The sequence below is a fragment of the Algoriphagus sp. CAU 1675 genome (genome assembly GCF_029222925.1).
Taxonomy (GTDB): domain Bacteria; phylum Bacteroidota; class Bacteroidia; order Cytophagales; family Cyclobacteriaceae; genus Algoriphagus.
The window spans coordinates 681,336-703,846 of the sequence record NZ_JARHUI010000001.1 but is presented as its reverse complement, the minus strand read 5'-3'; the positions used below and the strand labels follow the sequence as shown (position 1 = coordinate 703,846).

Here is a 22,511-nt window from a genome sequence, read left to right as displayed (position 1 = left end):
CATGAGACTAAAAGACAAAGTCATAATCGTCACTGGCAGTACCACGGGAATCGGCAAGGCGATTGCCAAGCGCTGTGCTGCTGAAGGCGCCAAAATCGTCCTTCACGGTTTGGAAGAGGATTTGGGAAATGAAGTTCTCGAGGAGATTGGTATTCAACAGGCGGTTTTTCATCAGGAAGATATTTCCAATGAAGGCTGTGTCCAACGATTGGTTCAACTTGCCATAGACTCCTGGGGAAAGTTAGATGCCGTGGTCAATAACGCCGCTTGGGTGGTCACTTCAAACATTGAAAACACTGACCGAAAATTTCTTCAAAAAGTACTCGATGTCAATACCATTTCACCCTTTTTACTGATCCAAGCAGCTTTGCCCGAACTCAGCAAAAATCGGGGGACTATCTTAAATATAGGTTCGGTCAATGCCTGGAGCGGAGAACCCAACCTTTTAGCCTATAGCATTTCCAAAGGGGGACTGATGACCCTCACCCGAAATCTGGGAGATGTCCTGATCAGGGAACATGGGGTCCGCGTCAACCAAATCAACCCGGGATGGGTTTTGACCGAGCGGGAAAGAGAGAGAAAAAAAGAGCATGGATTGTCAGAAACCTGGTTTGAAAGCCTTCCTGAAATGTATGCCCCGGCAGGACGAATACTTTGGCCGGAGGAAATCGCCGCTGCCGCTGTGTATTGGCTTTCTGATGAAAGCGGACCTATCAGCGGTCAAGTAGTAGACCTCGAACAATACCCCATGATCGGCAGAAATGCCCCTAAAGACACCAGCACCATTAAATAAGCCATTATGCCCAAACTAGCTGCTTTTCCAAAAGCCTTTATGCAGGCTCTCTGTAAGGATGGAAGTATGAAAATTGCGGACTGGGTCAAACTTGCCGCACCTTTGAACATCGATGGTCTGGAATGGTATGCGGGTTTTTTGGAAATGGAAAACGAGAAAAACTGGCCCGAATTCCGCCGTATGGTCGAAGATGAAGGCATGGTGATTCCCATGATGTGTTGCTCTCCCGACTTCACACACCGTGACAAAGCCTTCCGTGAAAAAGAAATCGAAAAGCAAAAACGATGGATAGAAATGACCGATGTTTTGGGAGGAAAATATTGTAGAGTGCTTTCCGGGCAATATCGCCCCGAACTATCTGTGGAGGAGGGAATCCAATTGGCCAAAGAAAGCATTGAAGCCTGCCTCCCTTACGCCCAATCACTCGGCATCACCCTAATCATTGAAAACCACTACAAAGATGACTTTTGGGAATATCCGGAATTTGCCCAAAAGCGAGCCATTTTCACCAAGTTGGTCAACAGCATCCATCACCCTAACTTCGGAGTCAACTATGACCCGAGCAATACCTATCTGGCAGGTGAAGATCCCTTGGACCTCTTGTATGACATCTCTGAGCGTGTAGTGACCATGCATGCCAGTGATCGGTATTTGAAATACGGAACATTGGAAGATCTCAGAAAAGAAGAAGGCGGTGCGCTGGGCTATGCCAAGCGGCTGAGCCATGGAGAAATCGGAAAGGGAATGAACGACTACGATGCTATTTTCTCCGAACTCAAACGTGTGGGCTTTGATTCTTGGATCAGTATCGAGGATGGTGTGGACGGCATGGACCAATTGGAGCGGAGTGTTGCTTTTTTAAAGAAAAAAATTTCCCAATACTGGCATTGATTTTCTTATAAAAACTAAAAATCACCCATGACAGCTACTTCCTTATTTCCTGCTCAATGTTTTCTAGGCGAAGGCCCCTATTGGCATTCCGGCCGGCAAAGTTTTTTCTGGGTGGATATTGAAAACGGAAAATTATTCGAGCATAACTTATCCAATTCCACAACCAAAACCTGGGATTTTCCACATAGACTGACCGTGGTTTTGGGTGACCAAAATGGATTGTTGATTTTAGGTCTAGATCGGAAAATTGCCCGCTTCTGTCCTGAAACCGAAAAGTTGGAATGGCTATGCGAAGTTGAGTCAGAACTTGAGCTGAACCGATTTAATGATGGAAAAGTAGATTCTAGAGGGCGGATATGGATTGGAACCTTAAGCAGACTGTTCACTAAAGGTGCTGGTTCCATGTATTCAATTGGTAAGGATTTAATCCCAAAGAAGAAACTTAGCGACCTGACCATTTCCAATGGAATGGCTTGGGCAGAAGACAACCGCACCTTTTATTTTATTGACAGCCCTACTCATCAAATCCAGGAATTTGATTTTAATCCTGAAAGCGGTGAAATCAATTTTCGGCGGATAGCCATTGAGGTACCCAAGGAACTAAGGACTCCAGATGGAATGTGCATAGACCGAGAAGGCATGCTCTGGGTGGCACATTATGGAGGCTTTGGAGTTTACCGTTGGAACCCAAAAACAGGTGAATTATTGGAACAGGTAAAATTACCCGTTCCCCATGTAACCTCCTGTTGCTTTGGCGGAGAAAATCTGGATATGTTGTTGATCACCACTGCACAAGAAAACCTTAACGAAAACGAGCTTGAAAAGTACCCTGAAAGTGGGGATGTTTTTTTGATTCAGACTAATTCGAAGGGGTATTTGCCAAATCTAGTGACCTTTTAATCTCACTGTTTAAAAAATCAATCAAAACTATACCCAGTTTGACTCAAACGTAGGAACTGATATACAATTACATCTTCTTTTAAACAGATTCTATTTGCTCCTCAACCAATCATTCAAGGTTTTTATTCAATACTAGGAACCAGAAGCCCGTCTATTTAAAATAATAATTCAAATTGGCTACTATTTTATCAAACGGGGAAGAAAGGTCAAAAAAATTGGAGGCGCTGTCTATCTCCATCTTCTCACACTTTCACCATTGCCGTGGAAAACCAGCATTCCTATTAAAATGAAAGTTACGTTCATCCACCAAGGGAATGCCTCAAAAAAAAGAAAAAGGGTGCCTTCAGGATCAAACCTATTGAATCCAATACCAGAACTCCCTTTATCAGAAAATGACCCTGCGTACCCAAGCATCATCAGCAGAACTGCAATGACCTTAACCACAAAATTTTTCATGCCGGAAAAGAATAAAACTCAAATAATTTAAAATAACCATTAACTCGCTGAAATTTGAGCCATTCATGAGGGCAGCGAAAAACGTATCATGATTTTCTCGTATCAAATACTTAAATCAAAGGGAATACTTCCCTCATTATGGGCCTAAACCCGGAGTCATTTAACCTTAAATTTTGGGCAGTAATGCTATTTTTCAGCCCGAAAAAATCGACAATTCAATTTTTAATTTGAAAAGTGAAAATCGAAAGTACTTACCTGATTTTTATACAGATACAATACCTTGAATATCTTACCCTCATGTAATTTATGTGATAGAATAAATTATGTATCAAATCATTGATACTCAAAATTCAAAAAACATTTCCACAACTCTCTTGCAAAGCCATAACATAGCGATGCATTTAGCAACTTCTCTTATTCTTTGGTGAGGTAAGAGGAGATTTTTAGGATTTTTTTTTGAGACAAATGCCCCAGAAATGGGGCATTTTTAATTCCGACTTCTGCCTTTTAAAAACAGGAGACACCTTTCTTGTTCATCAATCTACTTGAAAAGCGTTTCAATAGCCGTTCAAATAAATTGAAGTAAGAAGGCATTTTCAATTAAACTCCCGGTCTTTTTGATTAGGTATTATTCTTCGGAATCAAACACAGGAATTTACATTCTTATACAGGATGGCCACCCACTTAATAAAACGACTTGCTATTTGATCAAAAGGAAAAACGCTCCGGAAACCCTAGCTTAAAAAAAAGAGAGAAATCAGACAGGAAATCTTCAATCGGATCGAAGTGAAAGGGTTTCCCACCGTGGAGGCTTTCTATCAGTTCCGAGGTGGATTATGAAGAAATTCCTAAAATAACTCGTTATCAACACGGTCGAAGTAAATTGACCTTTACGAATGTTCTTGGAAAATACTGAAAAGAGCTTGGCCATTCCAATGAAATTTACTTCCACTTTCATTTCATTGTAATAAAATTAAGTTAAATTGGATTATTCTATGTGATATCATCATGCCCACAATCGAGGAAAGGCTGATTTTTGAAAAACCCAAAAGCCCATATCTTTAAAAGATCATTGCTCCATCCATAGCCTATAAAATGAGTCTAGATTATAGCAGAAAGCAATCCGTTGTATTTTTTTCAGACATAGTCGGCTACACCCGCCTGATGGGCAAGGATGAGGATAAGGCATTTGCGCTGATGCGCCAAAACTTACAAATCCACCAGGAAGTTTTATCCAATTTTCGGGGCAAAATCATCAAAGAACTGGGAGATGGGATTTTAGCGGTCTTCGAAACGGTCCCTGAAGCCCTTGCTGCGAGTTTGGAAATTCAGCGTCAGCAAAGCCTCATCCCGGATATGTCCATCCGAATTGGACTTCATATAGGAGACATCATATTCGACAAGGGGGATGTCTTTGGGGACGCGGTAAACCTTGCCTCCAGAATTCAAGGAATAGGCGTACCAAACTGCTTACTAATATCCGAGCAGGTAAAAGATCAAATACCCCCTAACTCTGAGTTCCATACCAGCCGACTGGGACCTTTTCGCCTTAAAAATGTAGATCATCCGGTTGAATTATTTGCAGTCACCAATGCGCCTCTGGCTATTCCCAAGCGAACGGAAATCATTAAGAACATCCAATATCAGGAGAAAAATCCTTGGAAATTCTGGGCAGTTTTAGGAGCTACGGCCTTCATTCTGGTATACCTGATCTACTCTGTTTTTTGGAATAATCCAATCTGGGAAAAGGAAAAATCGGTTGCCATTTTACCCTTTGCAAACAGTTCTGAAAATCCGGATCAAGAGTTTTTCTCAGAAGGATTAACCGAAGATGTAATTAGCCAGGTTTCAAAAATTGGAAGCATCAAAGTCATCAGTGAAGAAGCAGTACAAGGCTTCAAAAACACGGACTTCCCACTTGACTCCATCGCCAAAATACTGGATGTGAGTACCATCCTGAAAGGTAACGTACAGTGGATCGGAGACAGAATCCAAATCAATGTGCAACTCATCGACCCAGAGGAAAGTCGAAATCTTTGGGCCGAGACCTACAACCGGGAAGCCACGGATATTTTCAAAGTTCAAGCCGATATTGCCACTGAAATCGCCCGGGTACTGAACAGCAGCCTAAGTTCGGAAGAGCGAAGTTTGCTCTCTAAAACACAAACAAGCAGTTTTGAAGCTTATGAACTCCATTTGAAGGGAAGGGAATTATATTCCCGCTACGATAAACAATCCGTATTGGAGGCAATTGAATACTTCAAAGCTGCATTAAAAGAGGACCCTAATTATGCCTTGGCCTATGCAAGCCTAGCGGATTGTTATGCCCAATTGAGCTACTATGGAGAAGGGGATCAATGGCAGGATTCCAGCTTGGAAATGAGTAGCAAAGCATTAGCAATCGACCCTTATTTGGCAGAAGGATTCAAGTCTCAAGGCAATGTCTATTATTACAGAGGGCAAAATGAATACGCTAAAATCTCATTTGAAAAAGCATTAGCGTCAAATCCAAACTTAAGCTCTGCCATCGGCAACCTCGCTACCGTTTATTTCGTCGCCGGAAATTTGACCGAAGCACTGAAACTTCAAAAAAAATCCGTCGCTCTTAATCCTACCAATTTTCTCCCCTATCAAATCTCTGGATGGATTTATCGGGTATTGGATCAATTTGATTTAGCAAACGATTGGCTCGATCGTTCATCTTCTCTTCAAAAAGATCCAATAACTATCGAACAAAAAGCCTTTATAGAAATTGAAAATGGCAATCAAAACCGTGCTTTAAACTTCATTGACTCCCTGTTTACTGGAGATAAAGACACAACTGCCTTGGAGTATTCTACTGCTGGAACCATCGCATTCTTTTCTGGGGATTGGGATCGGACAAAAGAATTTTTAACAAAAAGCATTGAAAAAACCCCTGAATTTGAACAGGATGAATATTTCACCTCCCCCATTCTGCTTGCCTATATTTTCAAAGAAGAAAATGACAGACAAAAAGCAGAAGAACTTTGGGAACAAGCTAATTCCGTCCGAATGCTTGCGATGGAGCATTTCGGGGATGATTTCAATTTGTATCTTGATCTTGCCCAATTGGAAGCCATTAAAGGGGATCGCTTACAAGCCATCAATTACCTATTTATCGCAGAGGCAAAAGGTTTAAGGGATGATTTTTACATCATTAACAACCCCATCTTTAAAAACTACCTGAAAGAACCCAAGGTCTTATCTATTTTGGAAATGATCCAAAAGGAACGAATCCAGGCAAATCAAACGCTTCAATCTAGCGACCTGCAACGGAATAGGTAAGTCCACCACAGCTTACTTGTTGGATTGCTCTAGGGGTACCGCCTTTGGAGTGAATCACTCCTGCAACCAAAGCGGCTGCCATCGAGGTTCCTGACATGACTTGATACTGATTACCCGGGAAAGTAGAAATCAAGTTATCGCCCGGAGCAAACCAATCAATTGGAGGATTTCCCAGATTTGACAAGCTGCTACAGACTCCCAAGGCTTCGCAAGAAAAGGACATCGCCCCAACAGTAAATACATTGGGTCCATTGATACATCCTGGAAGATTTTCATTTGCTGCAGCACTATCATTTCCAGCAGACATCACTATAAAAATTCCTTTCGAACCCAAATCCACTATCATTTCATTAAGGAAAGGTTCAAAATTGGAACAATTCAAACCCACGGAAGCTCCCAGACTCATCATCACAACATCACCGGCAACTCCATATTTCTCTATATGATCTAAGGCCAGTACCAAACTGGACCAATTTCCCATTCCATTGCGATCCAAAATTTTTAAAGAGATAATTTCAGCGCCCGGTGACATACCAGTAATCCCGGGATCTCCAGCACCGGTTCCTGCAGCCAATCCTGCACAATGGGTTCCATGTCCGGCTCCGTCATCAAAAGGGTTGGGTTCGTTATCAACGAAAGAAGTGGCAAAATTTCGGTTTCTACTGACGTTCAGATCCCGATGCCCTGCATCTACACCTGTATCGACTACCCAGATAGAAGACTGTAAACCTGACTCCTGAGCCCCTCCCATAAGCGGGATGGCACAACTGGATTTGGTTTGTTCGTTATACAATAAATCACCTAAGCTCTCCCCCTGCATCCGAGGCCTGGTGCCCTGCATTCTGGGTCTCCCCTGCATGGTAAAATCCTCCACAACCCGATCTACAGCAGGGTCACTCTTTATTTTCTGAACTTCTGCCGGACTCAATGCAGCAACAAAACCCACTGCTCCATCTACAAATTTCTTAGCCCTTCCGGTAGCTACATTTTTTTGTCCTAAAAAATCATCAACCCTATCTAATTTTTGATTTCGGCTGATTTCATTCTGGCTCGCTTGGGTTTCCCTATTGGAATTTCTTCTTTGATTTATTCGAACAGGCTGTTCAAAACTATCTTTAAAGACAACAACAAAGTTTTGGTTTTGGCTAAATCCCTCTGATGAAAAAACAATCAGGAACAGGAAAAAAAGCAGTTTTTTCATAGTCGTAAGTGTCAAGTTGTGTTATAACTAACTAAAATTCAATTATTTTAATTTTTGCTTACGAAAAGCAGTATTCCAAAGTATCAAGGAGAAATTCCCTTTTTTTAAGCCTTAACCTCAATGAACTTTCCCAATGAAATAATACGGGTCGGGATTCCCCGGAACTGCTCCGCGCTGAAGAGAATCGAGAATCCCAACTTGAGTGTCATGGTATAAAATTCCAGAGAAAATTGCCGCAGAGAAAGAAGTACCGGAAACTAAAGTATACATGGCATCAGAGCCCCCGACCATTGGAGCGGTGGTAAAAATGTATTCTCCAGGCTCTACAAAATCAATGATTCGGTTTGTCAGGCTGTTATCAAAATTAGAAAAGAAGGAGTAGAGATAGGGCTGTCCGGAGAGTCCCCCTTCAACAGAACCTACAGTAAAGGTTTGGGCACCGTTGCCATTGGAATAGTTAATGCAACCTGGAAAATTCCCTTCTGAGGGTTCAGCATCATTCCCAGCCGACATGACCACATAAATGCCTGCATCGACCAAATCCTCTATGGCTTGACTGATTTTTCCTGAAGAACATAAGTCCTGTCCAGTTCCCGGTTTTCCCAAACTCAAATTAACAATATCCCCGGGCGAACCATTAAACAAAACATGCTCCAAGGCCAGTTCTACCCGCTTGTCGGTCGTGTTTAATTGCTTATCAAACACTTTCACCGAAACCAGATTTGCCCCGGGATAAACCCCATTCATATGGTAACCTCCACCTGAAGTGCCGGAGCTATTGGCTCCGATTATACCAGCGATGAAGGTTCCGTGACCCGATTCATCCACGAAGGGATCGGATGCATTTTTGGCAAAGGAAATACTCAAAGAATCTACTACAGAATTGATATCGGGATGTTTGGTATCAACTCCTGTATCGATGATCCAAACTTTTGTATTCTTGTTTGGGAAAGATGATTCATTGGAACGGATCAGTTGGATGTATTTGCTTGTACTACTGCTCGAATCATAGCGGAGTTGCTCCTGCATCATGGGCCTTCTCCCCTGCTCAATAAAGGCAGCCTGCATCATGGGTCTCCTACCTTGAATATCGATTGAGTTTTGCGCTCCAAACTTATTGGGCTTTTGATCGATTTTTTCGACAATACCTTTCTTTTGGCTTGCATTCAAATCCGTAACCAATACAGAGACTTGGCCTGAATACATTTTGATCAGGAGCTGGTCTTTATCTATATCCAGGGAAAACTCATGCTTAAGCTCATTTGACACTTTGGCCTTTAATTGTTGAATTACGCCTTTACAATTTCCCGACTGAAAATCCTCACAGTCCCGAAGTTGTTTCAAGGATCTGAATTGAACTGTATCCTTAAAAATAATTTCCAGCTCCTCTAAGGCTGAAATTGGTTCATCAACCGGCTTTCCATCTGGGCTACAAGAGCATTTGACAAAAAGAAAGACAAGTAAAAAAGGAAGATTAAAATATTTCATAAGTTGAAAATTTAAATATTTAAAAATCAAGCAATTAGACTCAATTTATAAAAATCATTCAAAAAAACATCGAATAATCCAACAATTGTTCTTCTCAATCTCAAGAAAGCATCCCCCCTTTAAAAATCCAGTTTTTCAATAATTACTGACCTTAGTTTGGTGGAGGACAAAAAAACAGGTGTCCTTAAACCCTGTTTATTATAAAATCAAAAAGTAGCCCCGCCAAGAATCGAACTTGGATCTAACGTTTAGGAAACGCTTGTTCTATCCGTTGAACTACGGGGCCAAATGAGCTTTGTCTGATCACTTCTTAGCAAAAGGAAGAATTCCAATCCCACAACTAGAACGCAAGATAAAATAAAAGGCCTCTAATCGACAAATATTCTTGAGCCAACTTATGGCATTCCAAGTATTTACCATATCTTTGCACTCCAAAATTAGGATGGACGGGTTCCATCCACTAACCAAATATTACAAATTATGGCAGTTAAAATCAGATTAGCACGAAGAGGTAGAAAGAAAATGCCTATCTACGACGTGGTTGTAGCTGATGCAAGAGCTCCACGAGATGGACGCTTCATCGAAAAAATCGGAACTTACAATCCGAACACAAACCCCGCTTCTATCAACATCAACAATGAGCGCGCTCTTACTTGGTTGTTGAACGGAGCTCAGCCAACTGATACCGTGAAAGCTATGCTTTCTTACAGAGGTGTCATGCTGAAAAAACACCTTCAAATTGGTGTGATCAAAGGCGCGATCTCTCAAGAACAAGCAGATGCAAAATTCGAAGCATGGTTGGCCGAGAAGGATGCGAAGATCGCAGGAAAAGTAGAATCTATCGGTAAGGCTAAAGAAGTTGCTCGTCAGAAAGCTTTGGAAGCTGAAGCCGCTAAGAACCAGGCTCGTCTTGACGCTATCAAAGCAAGAGAAGAAGAGGCTAAAGCAGCAGCTGCTGCAGCCGAAGCTCCAGCTGAAGAAGCTAGTGAAGAGGCAGCTCCAGAGGCTTCCGCAGAAGGCGACGAAGCACAAGCTTAATAGAGTAAATCCCCATGAACAAGGATCAATGCTTTCAAATTGGGCGGATCGCCAAAGTTCATGGACTTCGTGGTGAAGTAAACGTGGTGTTAGATGTGGAATATCCAGAGGATTACGAACATCTAGAGCACCTCTTCCTCGAACAAAAAGGCAGATTGGTTCCTTTCTTCTTGGAGCACTTTGAGCTCCAACCCGGAAATAGGGCCCTTGCCAAATTCGAAGAACTTGATTCGATCGAAAAGGTCGAACCTCTGGTTGGGTCGGAAATATACCTCCCTCTTTCAGAGCTTCCAGAACTGGAAGAAGATCAATACTATTACCACGAGTTGATCGGGTTTGAGGTCTATGATGAGACCAAAGGACTGATCGGACCTGTTGAGGTTATTTATGATCTCGAAACACAGGATCTCCTCGGAGTAAAACACCAAGGAAAGGAAGTTCTGATCCCTATTCAGGACGGAATCATCCAAAAGGTGGATAAGGCAGCAAAAAAAGTTTTCTGCCAGTTACCCGAAGGTTTACTTGACATTTATCTGGAAGACTGAGTCATGCACATTGACATTATCAGTGTTGTACCGGGACTTTTGGAAGGACCTTTTTCCCATTCCATCCTCAAAAGGGCGGAAGAAAAAGGACTGGCCACTATCCGTGTACACAACCTGCGGGACTATGCCACTGGCAAGCAAAAGCAGGTAGATGATTATGCCTTTGGAGGCGGTGCCGGGATGGTCATGATGATCGAACCCATCGCCAAATGCATCGAAACACTACAAAAGGAAAGATCATACGATGAAATCATCTATATGACTCCCGACGGTACAACTTTCGATCAGCCTATGGCCAATGCTCTTTCCCTTCAAAAAAACCTCCTGATCCTATGCGGTCATTACAAAGGAGTTGATGAAAGGGTAAGAGAACGGTTCATAACCAAGGAAATCAGCATTGGTGATTTTGTGCTATCAGGAGGAGAATTGGCAGCAGCCGTGGTTGCAGATGCGGTGATCCGACTGATACCCGGAGTACTCAATGATGAATCCTCTGCATTGACGGATTCCTTTCAAGATGACCTGCTGGCACCCCCTGTCTATACCAGACCGGCGGAGTTTGAAGGAATGAAAGTTCCGGATGTATTGCTCTCAGGTCATGAAGCCAAGATAAACGAATGGAGATTTGAGGCGTCGGTTCGCCGAACCCGGGAGAGAAGGCCAGACCTATTGGCCAAATCAGGACTGGGAGAGCGCGATTTGAAATCGAACAAAAAGTAATTGAATAAGCCACGTGTTGGCTAACAGCGAAAGCATAAAACATAGAAGCTATGAGCGAACTAATGAAAATTGTAGAAGCGGAATACAGCGAGGCAAGAGCCAAATTCCCTTCTTTCAAAGCTGGTGATACCATTAACGTACACGTACGAATCAAAGAAGGTAATAAGGAGCGTATCCAGCAGTTCCAGGGAACTGTGATCCAGCGTAAAAACCCTAACTCCAATGGTGAAACCTTTACCGTGAGAAAAATCTCCAACGGTATCGGCGTGGAGCGTATCTTCCCTATCCTTAGCCCATCAATCGAAAAAATCGAACTGTTGAGACAAGGTAAAGTAAGAAGAGCCCGTCTGTTCTACTTGAGAGGACGTCAGGGTAAGGCTGCACGTATCAAGGAAAAAATCCAGGTGAGACACTAAGATTTCATTCCTGTCAACATAAAAAAGGAACCTCAAAAGGGTTCCTTTTTTGGTTTTTGGTAAATTGTAGCAAACTCTACCACTATGAATTCCACAATTTCCTACACAGACCCCGGTGCCATCCTCGGCAAAACCTTTCTCAGAATAGCTCAAGTCCTGTTAGTTATTTTGGCCGTAGGATCGGGATATATGGCCTATCTGGGGAGTGAGGGCTTTTTTTCGGATTGGGCTATTGAGATCGACTCAGATTTGGAGCAATTTTTTCCCAGTATCTCACCGGAATCATGGGTTATTTATCTGTTTCTGGGATTGGCGATTAAGTTTTTGTTCTGGTTTGGGATTTTGGCTTGGTTGGAGCGAAAAATTTGAAAGAATAATTTTAAAGAGGTGTATCAATAGGTTTTATTTTTCTCAGGGAGGATAACTCTTCTTCTGTCTATTGTTCTCCCTTTCCTCTACAATTCCCTATCTTTGCAACCTGATTTTCACAAACCAAACCCGGATTTTCGGGAATTTAGCTGAGAAAACTACACCCATGAACAAAGAAGTTCGAGTTCGATTTGCCCCGTCCCCAACGGGACCTTTGCATATCGGAGGCGTAAGAACCGCCCTTTACAACTACCTTTTTGCCAAGAAAAACGGAGGGAAATTCCTGTTGAGAATTGAGGATACCGATCAAACCCGTTTTGTCCCAGGAGCTGAGGAATACATCAAGGAATCCCTGGACTGGCTGGGAATCACTCCAGACGAAAGCCCTTGGAATCCAGGTTCAGTTGGGCCTTACCGACAGTCTGAGCGAAAAGCCGATTACATGCAATATGCTCTTGATTTGATTGAAAAGGGGCATGCCTACTATGCATTTGACACCGCCGAGGAACTGGAAGCCATGCGGGAGCGCTTGACTGCTGCCCGAGTAGTCACTCCTCAATACAACAGCATTACCCGGACACAGATGAAAAACTCCCTTACCCTTCCTGAGGAGGAAGTAAAGGCGCGTCTGGAATCCGGTGAGCCGTATGTGATCCGTGTAAAAGTGCCTCGAAAAGAGGAAGTCCGTCTCAATGACCTAATCAGAGGTTGGGTTATGGTTCATTCTTCCACCCTGGACGACAAAGTCCTGATGAAGTCAGATGGAATGCCGACTTATCATTTGGCAAATATCGTAGATGATCATTTGATGGGAATCACCCATGTGATCCGTGGGGAAGAATGGTTGCCTTCAGCCCCTCTTCATGTTTTACTCTACAGATTCTTTGGATGGGAAGACACCATGCCTGAGTTCGCACACCTTCCTTTGCTTTTGAAGCCGGATGGAAACGGAAAACTTTCCAAGCGGGATGGAGATAAGCTTGGCTTCCCCGTATTCCCAATCAACTGGAAAAACAAAGAAACCGGTGAAACCGCTGCTGGTTTTAGAGAGCAAGGCTATTTGCCAGACGCCTTCCTGAATTTCTTAGCATTTTTGGGCTGGAACCCAGGTGACGACCGGGAAATTTTCTCTAAGGAAGAACTGGTCGAAGCATTTTCCATAGACCGAATCGGTAAATCCGGAACCCGATTTGATATCGCCAAGGCGAAATGGTTCAATGAGCAATACCTCCGTACCGAATCAAATGCGGCTCTTGCCGCTTTCATAATAGAAGATGCCAAAGCAGATGGAATTGCCTTGGATCAGGCAAAGGCAGAAGCTATTGCTTCTTTGACCAAAGAACGATGCACCTTCCCCGCCGATATGTGGAATGACAACAAGTTCATTGCTATTGCTCCTGCTTCCTTTGACGAGCAGGTAGCTTCCAAAAAATGGAACGAGGAGGCAGTGAAAGTCTTATTAAATTATGCCACTTCCCTGGAGGGATACTCTGGAAACTTCGATGCGTCCACTGCCAAAACCATGCTTGAAAGCTCGGCAGAAGCAGAAGGAATCAAATTAGGAAAAGTCATGCAGGCGGTCCGTCTTGCAGTAACTGGAGCAGGCGCAGGTCCGGATTTGATGGAAATATTTGCTATCTTAGGTGTAACTGAAGTCGCCAAGCGTATTCGATACGCTTTGGCCACGCTAACTGTGGTAGGATAAGGAATCAACCATGACCAAGAAGAAAAAAAAGAAAAGCGAGGACCCGAAAGTTCACGAGGAACTAAAAGGTTTTAAAATGGAAATTGACTCCTTTGGAGAAATTTCCTCCACCTTCCCAATTGATAAGATCAACGAGTTTTTGAACAAAAATGTAGAGGACAAAAAGCTCAAAGACCGGGATGATCTGGATCTAGAGGAAGGAAAGTCTGAGTAATATTCCATTGGATAGAGTAAATACGACAAAAGCCCCATATCGGGGCTTTTGTCGTATTTAAAGGAATTGGGATCAATTCATTTAGGAAGTGAATTATTTCATCCCCATGTAGTCTACCACAAAATAGCTAAGGGCTTTAACTCCCAACTTAAACCCACTTTCATCCAAATAAAAATCAGGAGTGTGGTGGGAAGGCGTGGTCAATGGATCCCCACCTTTTTTCATTCCCCCAAGGAAAATAAAAACTCCAGGCTTCTCTCTCTGGAAAAAGCTAAAATCTTCCGCCCCGGTCACAGGAGGCATGGCAATTACATTTCCTTCACCAGCAGCAGACTGAAGAGAAGGCAACATTTTAGCAGTCAGTTCAGGATCATTGTCAGTAGAAGGATAAAGCTTTCCTATACTCACATCGGCTTTGGCGCCTGCACTTTCTGCAATATTGGTGACGATTTCTGTAATCCTTCTGTGAACCAAAGCTTGCTGCTCAGCACCGAAAGTTCGAATGGTTCCAATCATCTCCACCTTTTCAGGAATGATGTTCTGACGGATTCCTCCATGAATTGCACCTACAGTAACCACAGCCGGATTTTCAGTCACGTTGACAGAACGCGAAAGTATGGTCTGCAGACCGTTGACAATTTGGGCAGAGGTAACAATTGGATCCACCCCAGACCAAGGAGAAGCTCCGTGAGCTTGGGTACCGTGAACAGTTATTGCCAAATTATCCACCGCAGCCATAAACGGACCTGATCTATAACCGATTTTCCCCGCCTCAATCTGAGACCAGATATGTAGACCGAATACGGCATCCACGTCATCCATGACTCCTTCCTGCACCATCAATTCGGCACCGGCAGTACTTCCATCGTAAACACCCTCTTCAGCAGGCTGAAAAATAAATTTTACAGATCCCTGGAGTTGATCTTTCATACTCGCCAGGACTTGGGCAGCTCCCATCAGGATGGCCACATGGGAATCATGTCCACAGGCATGCATTACTCCGGTTTCCTGTCCATTGTAGGTGGCAGTATTCACCGACTTAAAAGGAAGATCATTTCGTTCGGTAACCGGTAAGGCGTCCATATCAGCTCTCAAAGCAACCATAGGCCCTGGCTTCCCTCCTTTTAAAACACCGACAACTCCAGTAACCGCTACATTTTCAGTTACCTCCATTCCCAGAGAACGCAGATGATCCGCAATGATTTTTGCAGTTCTGAACTCTTGATTCCCAAGCTCAGGATATTTGTGAAAATCCCTTCTCCATTCGATCACCTGTGACTCAATAGCATCAGCTTGTTTATCAATTTGGGGACGGAGTTTGGTCTGTGAAAATGCAGTGCCTGAAAGCAACAACAGGGGTATAAGAAACTTTTTCATAGGTGATATTTTAGCATTCTTGCTAAGATAGCAAAAATCAAAGCTGGGTCGGCTTAGAAAAAGCCAAAATAAAACCCGGTCTAAAGTGAGAACCGGGCCTTTTCAAATTCCAAATTCGATTTATTTCATTCCCATATAATCCACCACAAAGTAGCTCATTACTCTCAAGCCAAGGATGAAGCCGCTTTCGTCCAGGTAGAAATCCGGGGTGTGGTGAGAAGGTGTCTTGGTAGGATCACCTCCCTTTTTCATACCTCCCAAGCCAATGAACAAACCTGGTTTTTCCCGCTGATAGAAACTGAAATCTTCAGCACCTGTCACAGGAGGATTGACACGGACATTTTCTTTTCCAGCAGCTGCTTCCAGAGTAGCCACCATTTTGGCTGTCAGTTCAAGATCATTCACAGTTGATGGGTACAGCTTCTGGATATTTACTTCTGCTGTGGCGCCAGCACTTTCTGCAATATTGGTAGCGATTTCGGTGATTCTTCTGTGAATCAATGCCTGCTGCTCATCCCCAAAAGTCCGGATAGTTCCTATCATTTCCACTTTTTCAGGAATGATGTTCTGACGGATTCCTCCATGAATAGCTCCTATCGTAACCACTGCAGGGTTTTGGGTGACATTCACACTTCGGGAAAGAATAGTCTGCAAACCGGTCACGATCTGAGAGGCCGTCACAATTGGATCCACACCTGACCAAGGAGAAGCTCCATGTGCCTGTGTTCCATGGACAATGATTTCCAAATTGTCCACTGCAGCCTGTGCAGGTCCTGGTCTGTAACCGATTTTCCCAACTTCAGTTTGTGCTGAAATATGCAAACCAAAGATGGCATCCACATCTTCCATCACTCCCTCCTCCACCATTTGCTTGGCTCCCCAAGTAGTGACTCCCGGCTCATTAACAGCTTCTTCCGCTGGCTGGAAAATAAATTTCACAGTTCCGGCCAATTGGTCTTTCATGCTGGCTAAAATTTCTGCTACACCCATTAAAATAGCTACGTGGCTATCATGACCACAGGCATGCATCACCCCGGTTTCCTGTCCATTATAGGTAGTTGTTACGGTGGATTTGAAAGGCAAGTCTCCACGCTCTGTAACCGGAAGCGCATCCATGTCAGCCCGAAGGGCTACAGTAGGACCTGGCTTCCCTCCCTTGAGGTAACCTACCACTCCAGTCACGGCTACATTTTCAGTCACTTCAATTCCCAAAGACCGAAGGTGGTCGGCAATTTTCTTAGCGGTTCTGAATTCATGGTTACCCAATTCCGGATTTTGGTGAATATCCCTTCTCCACTCGATGACCTTGGATTCGATTTCGGCGGCTTTCTTATCGATGGCGGGACGGAGTTTCGTTTGCCCAAAAGCCATTCCACTTAGAAGAAATAAGGGAAGAATGAGTTTTTTCATAGTTAAATAAGGTTGATGTTCGATTTCACAATTTCTACAAGGTAAAAAATTTGACTCTGGGCAAATTTAAATTTTGGATAAATGGAAGAATTTGGAATCAAAGAGAACTCTTTGAGCCTTTTCTGTTTTTATAGATAAAATCAATTCATATGGATCTTAGAAATCAAATAGCCGTAGTCACTGGCGTAAGCAAAGGCATTGGCCTGGAAGTGGTAAAACTTTTATTGGACAAAGGAGTAACTGTAGCGGGTTGGGGACGAAATACCCCGGATTTGGAGCATGAAAACTTCCATTTTTTCACTTGCGATGTAGCGGTGGAGGAACAAGTAGAAAAAGCATTCCAAGACACCGTTGCAAAGCTTGGTAGAGATATCCGGATTTTGATCAACAATGCAGGTTTTGGAATAGCGGGACCATTGGAAACCTTCTCCTCAGATGACTGGAAAGCTATGTTTGACACTAATGTCCACGGAATCTTCTACACCACCAAAAGATTGATCCCTGGGATGAAAGAGGCTGACGAAGGACACATCATCAACGTAGCTTCCATTGCTGGCCTAAACGGAGTAAAGGACTTTGCTGGCTATGTAGGCACCAAACATGCCGTGAGAGGTATTTCTCATTCCCTATACTTGGAGCTGAGAGATTTCGGTATTAAAGTTTCCACTATTTACCCAGGTTCGGTTCAGACCAATTTCTTTGACGAAATCCCTGGTATGGCTGCTCACGAAAATATGATGCGCCCTGTGGATGTTGCCCTGACTATCGTGCAAACACTGGAAACACATCCCAATTACTTTGTAGCAGATGTAGAATGCAGGCCATTGCGTCCAAAAGGTAAAAAATAAGAGGATAATCGGCATGTAATTCAAAATTGGTTCATGAAAACTACTTCCTGAATACTTGCCATTCAAAAGGCATTCTCTATTTTTGCCTTAGACCTTATCAACCGGGTTTTTGCCCATGCCATGCGGGTGAACTCCCGGTTGGTCTCTTTTTCTGCCTATGTCTTTAGAAGTCTCCCGATTAAGCAAATTGTACGGAACTCAGAAAGCACTGGATGAGGTGACTTTTTCGGCCAGTCCTGGGAGAATCTTGGGTTTTCTTGGACCCAACGGGGCAGGAAAATCCACTACCATGAAAATCATCACGGGCTATCTTTCCGCAGATTCCGGAGAAGTAAGAATATTGGGTGAAAACACACTGGAAAACCCAAAAAAAACCCGTTCCAAAATCGGGTATCTTCCAGAACACAATCCCTTATATCTGGATTTGTATGTACGGGAGTTTTTGGAATTTTCGGGGGGGATCTATGGCATGAAGTCCTCGGAAATCCGAGAAAGAGTGGATCTTCTGATTCGCAAAACAGGTCTAGTCCCAGAACAGCACAAAAAAATCGGCCAGCTCTCCAAAGGTTACCGCCAAAGAGTTGGCTTGGCAAGAGCATTGGTTCATGACCCAGAAGTAGTCATTTTGGATGAACCTACCACAGGACTTGACCCCAATCAGCTTGTGGATATCCGAAACCTAATCCGTGAGATTGCCGAGAACAAAACGCTGATCCTCTCCACTCATATCATGCAGGAAGTGGAAGCGATCTGCCAAGATGTAGTCATCATCAACCAAGGAAAAACCCTAGCTGCAAGCCCCCTTTCAGAGCTGAAAGCCTCCTCTACCCAAACCCAGCTTATTCTGGAAACCCAAGAATCCTTGGAATTGGAGTGGTTTGAAGGTCTTGGAAATTGCAGTTTTGGGAAAAAAGGTAATCAGGAACTGATCCTGTCTACCTCTGATCCTGCCGAAGCCCGCAAGGCTTTGATGCAGATTGTGGCCCAAAAAAACCTGAATCTGATCAGCCTCAATCAAGAGAAAAAGAATCTCGAAACCCTGTTTAGAGAAATCACAAGCGCAACATGAAAAGTCTCTTTTTCAAAGAAATAAATGCCTTTTTTGGTAGCCTTACCGGTTATCTGATTTTGGCTTTGTTCCTGGTTGCTCTGGGCCTGATAGTTTGGGTCTTCCCTGAATCCTCAGTTTTGGAATATGGATATGCCGATTTGGAAGCCCTTTTTTCCTTTACTCCTTATGTTTTCACTTTTCTGGTTCCGGCAATTGCCATGCGCTCCATTGCTGATGAAAGAAAAAACGGAACCTGGGAATTATTGAGAACCTCCCCCCTATCGCTTTGGCAGATCATCCTGGCAAAATATTTGGCACTGGTCTCCTTAGTTGTTTTGGCAATTCTACCCACCCTTCTGTATGCTTATAGCATCAGTCAATTGGGAGACCCTCCTGGTAACTTGGACCTTGCAGGCTTTTTTGGAAGCTGGATAGGATTACTTATGATCGGAGCGACCTTTGCTTCAGTGGGGCTATTTGCAAGTTGTCTCACGTCCCAGCAGGTGGTTGCCTTTGTGCTGGGGGTATTTCTATGTTTTCTTCTGTATTTCGGGTTTACAGCCCTAGCAGAAATGCTCTCAGGAAACCTAGCCTTTTGGATTGAAGAACTAAGCCTCAGCTATCATTACAACAGTCTGAGCAGAGGAGTGGTAGACAGCAGAGATATCTTCTTCCTCCTCGGTATGATCTGGACATTTTTGGGTACTTCCATTTTGATTTTGAAAAGCAAATGAAAAAGCCCGGAATCCATAAGTCCCGATCAATTTTGTTTCTTTTTGGAGGAATCGTATTGCTATTTCTCCTGGCCAATCTAGTCCGATTCAGAATAGACCTGACGGAAGAAAAGCGCTTTTCATTGCACCCGGCTACCTTGCAACTTTTGGATCAGCTGGACCAGCCCCTCCACGTAGACATATTGCTTACTGGACAAAACCTGCCCGGAGGAATGCGCAGACTTCAAAAATCCATTGAGGAAACCGTACGTACCTTCAATGCCTACTCAAATCAGAAGATCAGCTTTTCCTATTTTGATCCATTGAGTGTAGTGGATTCCCTACAGGAAGAGTTTATTTATTCTTTGGTCGATTACGGGATCAATCCCACCAATTTAACCATTGCAAGAAATACCGGGCAGGAGGCCCAACTGATTTTCCCCGGAATTTTGGTAAGTGATGACACCTATGAAACCGGCGCGCTGATCCTCAAAGGAGAAAGAGGGATGAACGAGGACCAAATTCTAAATTCCTCCATCGAAAACCTGGAATTCGAATTGGCTAATGCCATCCGGAAATTGATTAATCCCAATTCCACTGCCATAGCCCTTCTAATGGGGCATGGCGAAATGCAGGAGGACGAAGGATTCGGACTGGTAGAGGCATTGGATGGAGAGTTCGAGATTTTCAAAGTCCCGATGGAACAGGCCAAAAAGGTGGAAGACCTCCAAAACTTCAGTGTTCTATTTATTGAAGGACCTCAGGAAAGCTACTCAGAACAGGAAGTTTACCTTCTGGATCAATATGTGCTAAGAGGTGGAAATTTGGTCGTTTTAGCTGACGGCGTGTCAGTGGATGTGGAACAGGCTGGAGGAGAAGGAACATTCGCAATGCCTTTGGAAAACGGACTGGAAAATCTTCTTTTCAAATACGGAATCCGGATCAACAATGACCTGATCCAAGACCTGAATTTTGGGTATTTCCCTGTAATGGGCGGCAATTTTGGCAACCAGGAACAGCTGGTTCCACTGCCTTGGCCCTTTTATATTCAGGCCTCCCGTGTGCAGCAGCACCCGATCACAAAAGGGCTGGACGTGGTGTATTTTAGGTTTGCGTCATCCCTGGACACGGTGATGGCAGAGGGGATCAAAAAAACTCCATTACTTTTCACTTCAGATTTTTCCAGAATTTTGCCTGCTCCCGTTCGGGTAGCCTTCAGTGATTTGGACAGGCAACCCGAAGTCAAGGATTTTCCCCTTCAAAATCTTCCTTTGGCCTATTTACTGGAAGGAGAGTTTACATCTTTGTTTAAAAACCGATTCCTGCCAGAAGGATTTTCGAAAGATGAGTTCAAAGAAAACGGTACCGGAAAAGTAGTCGTGATCGGGGACGGGGAATTGTTCCAAAGTCAAAAAGCGATTCAATCGGGTGCTCCTCTGACTTTGGGTGAAGACCCATTCAACCAGACGACTTTTGCCAACAAATTATTTTTGAAAAACCTTGCCCAATACCTTCAAAATCCAGAAGGAATCATTTCGACCCGGACGAGGACATTACAAATCAGGCCTTTGAACAAGGTCAAAACCGCCCAGCAAAAAACATATTGGCAGACTTTGAATGTACTGGCTCCTGTGCTTGTATTGATCGTAGTTGGTGGTTTGATTTCAACAAGGAGAAAGCGAAAGTATTCCAAGAAAATAAACTAGGGAAAAAAGGCTAAAATGATGGGAATTATTTTCCAATCAATGCTGCTTCCCTCCTTACCAATTCGATTTTATTTATAAATTTACCCCCATTCCAAAAAGTAAACTATTTATAAGCCCTACGATATGAAATCAAGCGGGTCCCAAATGCACACTATCTAATGAGCATTTGTCAAGCGAGATTCCATATGGCCTCTGAAAAATAAATAAATAACATATGAAATTTATTGTTTCCTCATCTGCCCTTCTCAAGCAGCTTTCGGCGATCAACGGTGTAGTCACTACCAATCCAGTAGTTCCTATTCTTGAAAACTTTCTTTTTGAAATCAAGGATAGTGTGTTGACCATCACTGCTTCGGATTTGCAGACCTCCATGATCACTGAAATCCACGTGGAAGCCAAGGAGGATGGAAATATCGCAGTGCCTGCAAGGATCCTGATTGACACCCTGAAAAACCTGCCTGAACAGCCGGTGACTTTCAGCATCGATCATGACACCTATGCGGTGGAAATCAGCTCTGACAACGGACGCTATCGATTGGCCGGTGAAAACGCAACGGATTTCCCAAAAATACCTACAGTAAGCAATGCCACTACTGTGGATATGTCCACTGAGGTGCTTTCTTCAGCAGTTTCCAATACGATTTTTGCTACCAGTTCAGATGAATTGAGACCAGCAATGACCGGGGTTTATATCAACTTAAGCCCAACCAACACTACCTTTGTAGCCACTGACGGACACAGATTGGTGCGCTACAGAAGAGTAGATGTAGCATCCTCCAATGCTGCTAGCCTGATCATCCCTCGTAAAGCGCTGAACTTGCTGAAATCTACTCTTCCATCCGAAAACATTCCGGTAAGTGTGGAGTTCAACCAGTCCAATGCCTATTTCAAGTTCAACAACATCAAAATGATCTGCCGTCTGATAGACGAGCGTTTCCCGGATTACGAAAATGTAATCCCTGTTGACAATCCAAATATCATGACTATTGACCGTCAGGATTTGTTGAGCTCTTTGAAGCGTATTGCGATCTATGCGAATAAAACCACCCATCAGGTGAGATTGAAATTGACCGGATCAGAATTGATGATCTCTGCGGAAGACTTGGATTTCTCCAATGAAGCCAATGAGCGTCTTTCCTGTGAGCACGATGGAGAGGATATCGAAATCGGCTTTAATGCCAAATTCCTGGTAGAAATGCTCAACAACCTGAGTTGCAAGGAAGTTAGTCTGAAATTCTCCGCTCCAAACCGTGCAGGATTGATCCTTCCGGCTGAGCAGGACGACAATGAGGACATCCTGATGCTGGTAATGCCAGTGATGCTCAACAACTACGTATAATCTTAACCACAAACCATAAAGCAAA

General features: G+C 43.6%; 21 protein-coding genes and 1 tRNA gene. 16 read left to right on the top strand and 6 right to left on the bottom strand.

Annotated features, from left to right (window positions below; all coding sequences use genetic code 11):
* Position 1 precedes the first annotated feature (1 nt).
* From P2G54_RS03055 to P2G54_RS03045, 3 genes are read left to right on the top strand one after another with little or no spacing between them, the layout of a single operon-like run.
* Positions 2-793: an SDR family oxidoreductase gene (locus P2G54_RS03055; protein WP_275868055.1), complete on the top strand. Its 792-nt coding sequence runs from the start codon at positions 2-4 to the stop codon at positions 791-793.
* Between the two features lie 6 nt (positions 794-799).
* The gene (locus P2G54_RS03050) at positions 800-1,684 is read left to right on the top strand and encodes a sugar phosphate isomerase/epimerase family protein (RefSeq protein WP_275868053.1); all 885 of its coding nucleotides are present in this window, start codon (positions 800-802) and stop codon (positions 1,682-1,684) included.
* 27 nt (positions 1,685-1,711) lie between these two features.
* The gene (locus P2G54_RS03045; protein WP_275868051.1) at positions 1,712-2,584 is read left to right on the top strand and encodes an SMP-30/gluconolactonase/LRE family protein; all 873 of its coding nucleotides are present in this window, start codon (positions 1,712-1,714) and stop codon (positions 2,582-2,584) included.
* 228 nt (positions 2,585-2,812) lie between these two features.
* On the opposite strand, the gene P2G54_RS03040 is transcribed toward P2G54_RS03045, so the two are convergent.
* On the bottom strand, positions 2,813-3,040 hold the full coding sequence (locus tag P2G54_RS03040) for a hypothetical protein (RefSeq protein ID WP_275868049.1): 228 nt from the start codon (positions 3,038-3,040) through the stop codon (positions 2,813-2,815).
* Between the two features lie 1,095 nt (positions 3,041-4,135).
* On the opposite strand from P2G54_RS03040, the gene P2G54_RS03035 reads away from it, so the two are divergent.
* Positions 4,136-6,346: an adenylate/guanylate cyclase domain-containing protein gene (locus P2G54_RS03035; protein ID WP_275868047.1), complete on the top strand. Its 2,211-nt coding sequence runs from the start codon at positions 4,136-4,138 to the stop codon at positions 6,344-6,346.
* On the opposite strand, the gene P2G54_RS03030 is transcribed toward P2G54_RS03035, so the two are convergent.
* From P2G54_RS03030 to P2G54_RS03020, 3 genes are all read right to left on the bottom strand, one after another.
* Positions 6,321-7,547 carry a S8 family serine peptidase gene (locus tag P2G54_RS03030; protein WP_275868045.1) on the bottom strand — a complete coding sequence of 409 codons (1,227 nt, stop codon included), beginning with the start codon at positions 7,545-7,547 and terminating at the stop codon, positions 6,321-6,323. The two genes, P2G54_RS03035 and P2G54_RS03030, sit on opposite strands and share 26 nt — an antisense overlap.
* 117 nt (positions 7,548-7,664) lie before the next feature.
* Positions 7,665-9,035 (bottom strand): S8 family serine peptidase, encoded by a 1,371-nt coding sequence (locus P2G54_RS03025; protein ID WP_275868043.1) that lies wholly within the window; start codon positions 9,033-9,035, stop codon positions 7,665-7,667.
* Positions 9,036-9,249: 214 nt separating this feature from the next.
* Positions 9,250-9,321: transfer RNA gene (locus P2G54_RS03020), tRNA-Arg, on the bottom strand.
* Positions 9,322-9,515: 194 nt separating this feature from the next.
* On the opposite strand from P2G54_RS03020, the gene P2G54_RS03015 reads away from it, so the two are divergent.
* The 7 genes from P2G54_RS03015 (at position 9,516) to P2G54_RS02985 (ending at position 14,042) form a co-directional block, all read left to right on the top strand.
* Entirely contained in the window at positions 9,516-10,073 is a 558-nt protein-coding gene (locus P2G54_RS03015) for a 30S ribosomal protein S16 (RefSeq protein ID WP_275868041.1), read from the top strand.
* A gap of 14 nt (positions 10,074-10,087) precedes the next feature.
* Positions 10,088-10,618, top strand: a complete 531-nt coding sequence (gene rimM / locus P2G54_RS03010; protein WP_275868039.1) for a ribosome maturation factor RimM — start codon at positions 10,088-10,090, stop codon at positions 10,616-10,618.
* 3 nt (positions 10,619-10,621) lie between these two features.
* Entirely contained in the window at positions 10,622-11,338 is a 717-nt protein-coding gene (gene trmD / locus P2G54_RS03005; protein ID WP_275868037.1) for a tRNA (guanosine(37)-N1)-methyltransferase TrmD, read from the top strand.
* A 50-nt stretch (positions 11,339-11,388) separates the two neighbouring features.
* Positions 11,389-11,754, top strand: a complete 366-nt coding sequence (gene rplS / locus P2G54_RS03000; protein WP_275868035.1) for a 50S ribosomal protein L19 — start codon at positions 11,389-11,391, stop codon at positions 11,752-11,754.
* Positions 11,755-11,838: 84 nt separating this feature from the next.
* Complete coding sequence (locus P2G54_RS02995) at positions 11,839-12,123, top strand: hypothetical protein (protein ID WP_275868033.1); 285 nt, start codon at positions 11,839-11,841, stop codon at positions 12,121-12,123.
* 166 nt (positions 12,124-12,289) lie between these two features.
* Positions 12,290-13,828, top strand: coding sequence for a glutamate--tRNA ligase (gene gltX / locus P2G54_RS02990; RefSeq protein ID WP_275868031.1), 1,539 nt, complete (start codon positions 12,290-12,292; stop codon positions 13,826-13,828).
* Positions 13,829-13,838: 10 nt separating this feature from the next.
* Complete coding sequence (locus P2G54_RS02985) at positions 13,839-14,042, top strand: hypothetical protein (RefSeq protein WP_275868029.1); 204 nt, start codon at positions 13,839-13,841, stop codon at positions 14,040-14,042.
* A gap of 93 nt (positions 14,043-14,135) precedes the next feature.
* Here P2G54_RS02985 and P2G54_RS02980 read toward each other — a convergent pair whose 3' ends face one another.
* Entirely contained in the window at positions 14,136-15,419 is a 1,284-nt protein-coding gene (locus P2G54_RS02980) for an amidohydrolase (protein ID WP_275868027.1), read from the bottom strand.
* 120 nt (positions 15,420-15,539) lie between these two features.
* On the bottom strand, positions 15,540-16,829 hold the full coding sequence (locus P2G54_RS02975) for an amidohydrolase (RefSeq protein WP_275868025.1): 1,290 nt from the start codon (positions 16,827-16,829) through the stop codon (positions 15,540-15,542).
* Between the two features lie 149 nt (positions 16,830-16,978).
* Between P2G54_RS02975 and P2G54_RS02970 the strand changes: the two genes are divergently transcribed.
* From P2G54_RS02970 to dnaN, 5 genes are all read left to right on the top strand, one after another.
* Positions 16,979-17,677: an SDR family NAD(P)-dependent oxidoreductase gene (locus tag P2G54_RS02970; protein ID WP_275868023.1), complete on the top strand. Its 699-nt coding sequence runs from the start codon at positions 16,979-16,981 to the stop codon at positions 17,675-17,677.
* Between the two features lie 157 nt (positions 17,678-17,834).
* The gene (gene gldA, locus P2G54_RS02965) at positions 17,835-18,746 is read left to right on the top strand and encodes a gliding motility-associated ABC transporter ATP-binding subunit GldA (protein ID WP_275868021.1); all 912 of its coding nucleotides are present in this window, start codon (positions 17,835-17,837) and stop codon (positions 18,744-18,746) included.
* Positions 18,743-19,462, top strand: a complete 720-nt coding sequence (gldF, locus tag P2G54_RS02960) for a gliding motility-associated ABC transporter permease subunit GldF (protein WP_275868019.1) — start codon at positions 18,743-18,745, stop codon at positions 19,460-19,462. The genes gldA and gldF overlap by 4 nt, the downstream gene beginning before the upstream one ends.
* Positions 19,459-21,147 carry a gliding motility-associated ABC transporter substrate-binding protein GldG gene (gene gldG, locus P2G54_RS02955; RefSeq protein WP_275868017.1) on the top strand — a complete coding sequence of 563 codons (1,689 nt, stop codon included), beginning with the start codon at positions 19,459-19,461 and terminating at the stop codon, positions 21,145-21,147. Before gldF ends, gldG begins: the two co-directional genes overlap by 4 nt.
* Positions 21,148-21,361: 214 nt before the next feature.
* Positions 21,362-22,486, top strand: a complete 1,125-nt coding sequence (dnaN, locus tag P2G54_RS02950) for a DNA polymerase III subunit beta (RefSeq protein ID WP_275868015.1) — start codon at positions 21,362-21,364, stop codon at positions 22,484-22,486.
* Positions 22,487-22,511 lie beyond the last annotated feature (25 nt).

Bases quoted from the DNA above. Each gene is read 5' to 3' on its own strand.
- gldA (WP_275868021.1), top strand. From the start codon at position 17,835: ATGTCTTTAGAAGTCTCCCGATTAAGCAAATTGTACGGAACTCAGAAA.
- P2G54_RS03055 (WP_275868055.1), top strand. From the start codon at position 2: ATGAGACTAAAAGACAAAGTCATAATCGTCACTGGCAGTACCACGGGA.
- P2G54_RS02980 (WP_275868027.1), bottom strand. From the start codon at position 15,419: ATGAAAAAGTTTCTTATACCCCTGTTGTTGCTTTCAGGCACTGCATTT.
- P2G54_RS02985 (WP_275868029.1), top strand. From the start codon at position 13,839: ATGACCAAGAAGAAAAAAAAGAAAAGCGAGGACCCGAAAGTTCACGAG.
- P2G54_RS03040 (WP_275868049.1), bottom strand. From the start codon at position 3,040: ATGAAAAATTTTGTGGTTAAGGTCATTGCAGTTCTGCTGATGATGCTT.
- P2G54_RS03015 (WP_275868041.1), top strand. From the start codon at position 9,516: ATGGCAGTTAAAATCAGATTAGCACGAAGAGGTAGAAAGAAAATGCCT.
- dnaN (WP_275868015.1), top strand. From the start codon at position 21,362: ATGAAATTTATTGTTTCCTCATCTGCCCTTCTCAAGCAGCTTTCGGCG.
- gldG (WP_275868017.1), top strand. From the start codon at position 19,459: ATGAAAAAGCCCGGAATCCATAAGTCCCGATCAATTTTGTTTCTTTTT.
- P2G54_RS02975 (WP_275868025.1), bottom strand. From the start codon at position 16,829: ATGAAAAAACTCATTCTTCCCTTATTTCTTCTAAGTGGAATGGCTTTT.
- P2G54_RS02995 (WP_275868033.1), top strand. From the start codon at position 11,839: ATGAATTCCACAATTTCCTACACAGACCCCGGTGCCATCCTCGGCAAA.
- P2G54_RS03045 (WP_275868051.1), top strand. From the start codon at position 1,712: ATGACAGCTACTTCCTTATTTCCTGCTCAATGTTTTCTAGGCGAAGGC.
- P2G54_RS03035 (WP_275868047.1), top strand. From the start codon at position 4,136: ATGAGTCTAGATTATAGCAGAAAGCAATCCGTTGTATTTTTTTCAGAC.
- P2G54_RS03050 (WP_275868053.1), top strand. From the start codon at position 800: ATGCCCAAACTAGCTGCTTTTCCAAAAGCCTTTATGCAGGCTCTCTGT.
- gldF (WP_275868019.1), top strand. From the start codon at position 18,743: ATGAAAAGTCTCTTTTTCAAAGAAATAAATGCCTTTTTTGGTAGCCTT.
- gltX (WP_275868031.1), top strand. From the start codon at position 12,290: ATGAACAAAGAAGTTCGAGTTCGATTTGCCCCGTCCCCAACGGGACCT.
- trmD (WP_275868037.1), top strand. From the start codon at position 10,622: ATGCACATTGACATTATCAGTGTTGTACCGGGACTTTTGGAAGGACCT.
- P2G54_RS02970 (WP_275868023.1), top strand. From the start codon at position 16,979: ATGGATCTTAGAAATCAAATAGCCGTAGTCACTGGCGTAAGCAAAGGC.
- rplS (WP_275868035.1), top strand. From the start codon at position 11,389: ATGAGCGAACTAATGAAAATTGTAGAAGCGGAATACAGCGAGGCAAGA.
- P2G54_RS03030 (WP_275868045.1), bottom strand. From the start codon at position 7,547: ATGAAAAAACTGCTTTTTTTCCTGTTCCTGATTGTTTTTTCATCAGAG.
- P2G54_RS03025 (WP_275868043.1), bottom strand. From the start codon at position 9,035: ATGAAATATTTTAATCTTCCTTTTTTACTTGTCTTTCTTTTTGTCAAA.
- rimM (WP_275868039.1), top strand. From the start codon at position 10,088: ATGAACAAGGATCAATGCTTTCAAATTGGGCGGATCGCCAAAGTTCAT.